The 6280-nt window shown below is 70.6% G+C and carries 6 protein-coding genes and 1 pseudogene; 6 read left to right on the forward strand and 1 reads right to left on the reverse strand.

What is annotated here, in order from left to right; all coding sequences use genetic code 11:
- Positions 1–2: 2 nt before the first annotated feature.
- The 5 genes from AB0G74_RS31535 (at position 3) to AB0G74_RS31555 (ending at position 4661) form a co-directional block, all read left to right on the forward strand.
- The gene (locus AB0G74_RS31535) at positions 3–1418 is read left to right on the forward strand and encodes a DUF6421 family protein (RefSeq protein WP_361153278.1); all 1416 of its coding nucleotides are present in this window, start codon (positions 3–5) and stop codon (positions 1416–1418) included.
- Between the two features lie 26 nt (positions 1419–1444).
- Positions 1445–2197: an SDR family NAD(P)-dependent oxidoreductase gene (locus AB0G74_RS31540; protein WP_361153298.1), complete on the forward strand. Its 753-nt coding sequence runs from the start codon at positions 1445–1447 to the stop codon at positions 2195–2197.
- Positions 2176–3264, forward strand: a complete 1089-nt coding sequence (locus tag AB0G74_RS31545; protein WP_361153281.1) for a low specificity L-threonine aldolase — start codon at positions 2176–2178, stop codon at positions 3262–3264. Before AB0G74_RS31540 ends, AB0G74_RS31545 begins: the two co-directional genes overlap by 22 nt.
- Before the next feature lie 111 nt (positions 3265–3375).
- The gene (locus tag AB0G74_RS31550; RefSeq protein WP_361153284.1) at positions 3376–3954 is read left to right on the forward strand and encodes a transglutaminase domain-containing protein; all 579 of its coding nucleotides are present in this window, start codon (positions 3376–3378) and stop codon (positions 3952–3954) included.
- A gap of 11 nt (positions 3955–3965) precedes the next feature.
- Positions 3966–4661 carry a phenylalanine--tRNA ligase beta subunit-related protein gene (locus AB0G74_RS31555; protein ID WP_361153287.1) on the forward strand — a complete coding sequence of 232 codons (696 nt, stop codon included), beginning with the start codon at positions 3966–3968 and terminating at the stop codon, positions 4659–4661.
- Positions 4662–4730: 69 nt separating this feature from the next.
- Here the strand turns inward: AB0G74_RS31555 and AB0G74_RS31560 are convergent, their stop codons facing one another.
- Positions 4731–5453 (reverse strand): lysophospholipid acyltransferase family protein, encoded by a 723-nt coding sequence (locus AB0G74_RS31560; protein WP_361153290.1) that lies wholly within the window; start codon positions 5451–5453, stop codon positions 4731–4733.
- Positions 5454–5878: 425 nt separating this feature from the next.
- Between AB0G74_RS31560 and AB0G74_RS31565 the strand changes: the two are divergent.
- Positions 5879–6280: pseudogene (locus AB0G74_RS31565) on the forward strand (electron transfer flavoprotein subunit beta); the annotation flags it as partial.

Below are 6280 nucleotides of genomic sequence, written 5' to 3' on the forward strand. Positions count from 1 at the left end.
ACATGACGGAAATTCTTGTGCAGGACGCCGCCGGGGCGGCCATATCCACTGCCGACCGGGTGGTGGACCACCCGGCCTGGACGCGGCTCAAGAGTGCCGTCGAGGGCATCCGGCCCTGGCAGTCCAAGGACGGCTCGATCGACTTCGACGCCGAGGGCGCCCCCGCCCGCGCCGAGGCCGAGGCCGCCGTCGAGCGGATCGCGGGGGCGGTCGGGGAACTCTCCCCGCTGCTGCCGCACGACGCCGACTACCACCGGGCCCTCGTCGCCGACCTCCGCAAATGGGCCGACGACGCCTTCGCGGTGCCGGACTTTCTCGACTCCCTGCTGGCCTTCCACCCGGCCGCCGGCCGGGCCGACGGCCTCCAGCACCTCGTGGTCTTCCCCATGTACACCCAGAACGGCAACCCGGACCGCAACCTGGAGGCCGTCGTCCTGCGCATGGTCTGGCCCGAGTGGCTGGCCGAGCTGGAGCGCACCCGCTACGACAACCCGCTGTTCTGCGGGATCACCTTCGAGGACTTCACCGCCGGGTACGACACCAACTCCGCGGTCCTCTTCCCCGAGACCATCGCCGTCCGCGAGGCCCCCGAGCGCTTCACCTGGGGCGGCATCTTCTGCGACCGCGAGGCCGCCCGGTTCCGCGCCGTGACCACCGAGGCCGTCGCCGTGCTCGGCCTGGAGCTGCCCGAGGACATCCGGGCCATGGTCGGCGACCAGCAGCGCTGCCAGGAGGCGTTCGTCCTCTGGGACATGGTCCACGACCGCACCCACAGCCACGGCGACCTGCCGTTCGACCCGTTCATGATCAAGCAGCGCCAGCCGTTCTGGATGTACGGCCTGGAGGAGCTGCGGTGCGACCTCACCGCCTTCAAGGAGGCCGTACGCCTGGAGGCCGACGGCTTCCCGCAGGGTCGTGACGTGCAGTACGCCGTACTCTTCGACCGGATGTTCCGCTTCCCGGTCACCGGTGAGCGGGTCCGCAACTACGACGGGCTCGGCGGCCAGCTCCTCTTCGCCTACCTCCACCAGCACGACGTGGTCCGCTGGACCGACAACACCCTCAAGATCGACTGGGACCGGGCGCCGCAGGTCACCAACCAGCTCTGCGCCGAGATCGAGCAGCTCTACCGCGACGGCATCGACCGGCCCAAGCTGGTCCACTGGTTCGCCGCGTACGAGCTGGTCTCCCGCTATCTCGCCCCGCACCCCGGCTCCCGCTGGGCCAAGGGCCCCGAGGCCCTGGACCTCTCCCAGCCGCCCCGCAAGCTGGTCGACGACGTGCTTCCGGACGAGTTTCCGCTCAGCATGTTCTATGAGGCGCTGTCCAAGAAGCTCAAGAAGGTGATCGCCACCACCCGGGGCATCACCGCGAACGGCCCGGTGGCCGACGGCACCGCTTCCGGAGCAGCCGCGTGACCCATCGCATCGAGGAGGCGACCGGGATGAAGAACTCCAACGGCCCGCTGGAAGGTGCCGTCGTCGCGGTCGCCGGAGCGGCCGGCCCCGCCGGGCGCGCCGCCCTGCTGCGGCTGGCCGAGGCCGGGGCGACCGTCGTCGGGGCCGACGCCGACCCCGAGCGGCTCGCCTCCGCCGTCGACGCCGCCCGCTACGCCCACGGCGGCGCCACCGTCACCGGTGACACCGTCGATCTGCTCGACCTCGACGCCACCCGGGAATGGGCCGAGAAGACCGAGCGCGAGTTCGGCCGGATCGACGGCCTGGTCCACCTGGTCGGCGGCTGGCGCGGCAGCGCCTCCTTCGCCGAGACCAGCCTCGCCGACTGGGACCAGCTGGAGCGGCTGCTGATCCGCACCGTCCAGCACACCTCCCTCGCCTTCCACGACGGACTGCTCCGGAGCGACCGCGGCCGGTATCTCCTGATCAGCGCCGCCGGGGCGAGCGCCCCCACCGCGGGCAACGCCGCCTACGCCGCCTCCAAGGCCGCCGCCGAGGCATGGACCCTCGCCCTCGCCGACGCCTTCCGCAAGGCCGGGGGCGACGACGGCCCCCGGGCCGCGGCTGCGATCCTGGTGGTCAAGGCTCTGGTGCACGACGCCATGCGCGCCGAGCGCCCGAACGCGAAGTTCGCGGGCTTCACGGACGTCACGGAACTGGCCGAGGCCGTCACCGGGGTCTGGGACCGGTCCGCCAGTGATGTGAATGGACAGCGCCTGTGGCTGACGCCCCGCCCGTGAAGACCTCCCCGACGGCCGCCAGGCGCCACCACGACCCCGGCGTACGGGGCTTCGCCAGCGACAACTACGCCGGGATCCACCCCGAGGTACTCGCCGCCATCGCCCTCGCCAACGGCGGCCACCAGGTCGCCTACGGCGAGGACGAGTACACCGAACACCTCCAGCGGATCATGCACAGCCACTTCGGCCCCACCGCCGAGGCGTTCCCGGTCTTCAACGGCACCGGCGCCAACGTCACGGCGCTCCAGGCCATGACCGACCGCTGGGGCGCGGTGATCTGCGCCGACACCGCCCATATCAATGTCGACGAGGGCGGCGCGCCGGAGCGGATGGGCGGACTGAAGCTGCTCACCGTCCAGACCCCGGACGGCAAGCTCACCCCCGAGCTGATCGACCGGCAGGCCTGGGGCTGGGAGGACGAGCACCGGGCGATGCCCCAGGTCGTGTCGATCACCCAGAACACCGAACTGGGCACGGTCTACACCCCGGAGGAGATCCGGGCGATCGTGGAGCACGCCCACGAGCGGGGGATGAAGGTCCATCTCGACGGCGCCCGGATAGCCAACGCGGCGGCGTCCCTGGACGTCCCCATGCGGACCTTCACCAACGCCGTCGGCGTCGATGTGCTCTCCTTCGGCGGCACCAAGAACGGAATGATGCTCGGCGAGGCCGTCATCGTCCTCGAACCGGACGCGGTCAGCCATATGAAGCATCTGCGGAAGCTGTCCATGCAGCTCGCCTCCAAGATGCGCTTCGTCTCCGTACAGTTCGAGGCACTGCTCGCCCGCGATCTGTGGCTGCGCAACGCCCGGCACGCCAACACGATGGCCCGGCGGCTCGCCGACGGCGTCCGCCAGGCCGACGGGGTCGAGATCCTTCACCCGGTCCAGGCCAACGCGGTCTTCGCCCGGCTGCCGCACGAGGTCAGCCTGCGGCTCCAGCGCCGCTTCCGGTTCTACTTCTGGGACGAGGCGGCGGGCGACGTCCGCTGGATGTGCTCCTGGGACACCACCGAGGACGACGTCGACTCCTTCGTCCAGGCGCTCAAGGAGGAGCTGGCGCGCTGAGGCGCCCCTCCGCCCCCGTACCCGGCCGTACGGTCACGCGGTACGTATAAATATGCGGCCGACCGGAAAATCATTGGACTCCGGTCGGCCGCCCTCCTTATCGTCACCCGTATGGAACTCATCCAGCAGACGGCCGACAGCTCCGCCTATCTGGCCACCGACGAGGCCGTCGACCACGAACATCCGGTGGTCCGCGCCACCGCCGGGCGGCTGCGCCGCGACAATCCCGGCGCATACGCATACGCCCGGGCCGCCTTCGAGTTCGTCCGGGACGCCGTCACGCATTCCATCGACACCGACGACCCCCGGGTCACCTGGCGCGCCTCCGATGTGCTCGAAGCCCGGACCGGTATCTGCTACGCCAAGGCCCACGCCCTCGCCGCCCTGCTGCGGGCCGAGGGGATACCGGCCGCCCTCTGTTACCAGAACCTCGGTGTGGTGCACGGACTCGTCGCCCTGCGTCTGCCGGGACGCGACCACTGGTCCCGGATCGACCCGCGCGGCAACAAGCCCGGCGTCGACGCCCGGTTCTCCCTCGACGAGGAGCGGCTGGCCTTTCCCGTCGATCCCGAGTCCAACGAGATGGACTATCCGGTCCTGTATGCTGCACCGCACCCGGTGGTGCTCGCCGCCCTCAAGGCCGCGCCCGACCGGGAAACCCTCTGTAGGACGCTCCCCACCGCACTGTGACGAGGAACCGCATGGCGCTCACACTCACCGTCTCCGACGAGGTCTCCGCCCTCGCGCCCGGCTTCACCCATCTCGCGATCGAGGCGCACGGACTGGTCAACGGACCGAGTGACGACCACAGTTCCGCCCTGCTCGGCGAAGCGGCCCGCCGCCTCGCCGAACGCCTCGACGGCCGGGCACCCCACGAGGACCCCCATATGGCCGCCTGGCGCGAGGTGTACACCGCCTTCGGCGCCAAGCCCTCCCGGACCCGCAACTCCGCCGAGGCGCTGGCCAAGCGCGCCCTCGCGGACGGCGGACTCCCCAGGATCAACCGCCTGGTCGACGTCTACAACGCGATCAGCGTCGCGCATCTGATCCCGGTCGGCGGAGAGGACCTCGACCGGATCAGCGGCTCGATGCGGCTGGTCCGCGCCGTCGGCGACGAACCCTTCACCACCGTCGCCGCGGGCGCCGAGACCGTCGAACACCCCGAACCCGGCGAGGTCGTCTGGTGCGACGACCAGGGCGTCACCTGCCGCCGCTGGAACTGGCGCCAGGGCCCCCGGACCCGGCTCACCGAAGACACCGTCGACGCCGTCTTCCTGCTGGAATCGCTGGACCCCATGACCGCCGCCGAACTGGCGGCGGCGGGCGCCGAACTCGCCGAATCCCTGGCGAAGGTCAGCCCCGGCGCCCGGATCACCGTCCGCGAACCCGGCCGCTGAACGCGGCGCGCCCGGCCCGGCGAACCCGTCGCCGGACCGGGCGCACCCGGATGTCCCTGCCGCGCGGCGTCAGCGCGCCTCGCGAAGCTCCGCCGGGGACGGGGCCGTACCGCCCAGATGGGCCGGTACCCACCAGGTGTCCGACGCGTCCTTCGGCCGTACGGGATACGCCCGCTGCGCCGCCTCCAGCAACTCCTCGACCCGCTCCCGCAGCCGCCGGGTGATGGCCCCCGCGTACTGGTCGGCCGGGGCCTCCATCGGCTCGCCCACCCGGATGGTGATCGGGATGTGGCTGCGCCGCAGATTACGCGGACGGCCCTTCGTCCAGAGCCGCTGCGTACCCCACAGGGCCATCGGGATCAGCGGGACGCCCGCCTCCTGCGCCAGCCGGGCCGCACCCGACTTGAACGACTTCAGGGTGAACGACTGGGAGATGGTGGCCTCCGGGAAGACCCCGATGATCTCGCCCGAACGGAGTGCGTCCAGCGCGTGCTGATACGCCGCCTCGCCCTTCTGCCGGTCCACCGGGATGTGCTTCATCCCCCGCATCAGGGGGCCGCCGATCCGGTGCCGGAAGACCGACTCCTTCGCCATGAAGCGCACCAGCCGCTTCTGGGGCAGGGCGGCCAGGCCGGAGAAGATGAAGTCCAGATAGCCGATGTGATTGCTGACCAGGACGGCCCCGCCGGTCTGCGGGATGTGGTGTGCCCCCTGGGTGTCGATCTTCAGATCGAGCGCCTTGAACATGGTGCGGGCGGCGCCGACGATCGGCCGGTAGACGAGCTCAGCCATCGGGAGATGACCCTTCTGTCGTACCCGGGGAGGGTTCTCCCGGTGGAAGTTACGCATCCGTAGGTTTTCGGTGCTGGGCCGATCGTGCCCCATACGCGCCGGTCTGACCAGTCCCGGCGTGTCCGGAGCGCGAGATTCTCGTCACGCCCCGCTGCCCGCCCATTGACTCATACGGCCTCGGCGGCACATGCGGCGGGGCGGCGCGGGCGGTCGGGCCCGCTCCGCGCGGCGTCGGCAAGGTCACAGTTCCAAGCGCTTGCTCAGGGGTAGGGTGAGATACGTACTCGTGAGTAATATCTGCCTCGGGGAGTCGGTCGCCGAAGACCGGCCACCCCGGCCGCGGGCACATATGCTGCCTCGCGGGACGAACCCCCCGGCTGGCCGGGGACACCACGGAATTGGCCGCTGCACGTAGGAGAGCCGTCGTGAGCTTGAGGATCGTTGTCTGTGTGAAGTATGTGCCCGATGCGAGTGGTGATCGGGGGTTCGCGGATGATCTGACGGTGGATCGTGAGGGTGTGGACGGTCTGTTGTCGGAGCTGGACGAGTACGCGGTGGAGCAGGCGCTGCGGATCGCGGAGGCTGCTGGCGGGGATGCGTCGGTGACGGTGCTGACGGTGGGTCCTGAGGACGCGCGGGAGGCGGTGCGCAAGGCGCTGTCGATGGGTGCGGACGCGGGGATCCATGTCGAGGACGACGGCATCCATGGTTCGGATGTGATGGGGACGTCGTTGGTGGTGGCGTCGGCGGTGGAGAAGGCCGGGTTCGATCTGGTGGTGTGCGGGATGGCGTCGACGGACGGCGTGATGGGTGTCCTGCCGGCGTTG

It is taken from the genome of Streptomyces sp. NPDC020875, assembly GCF_040641415.1.
Lineage (GTDB): Bacteria > Actinomycetota > Actinomycetes > Streptomycetales > Streptomycetaceae > Streptomyces.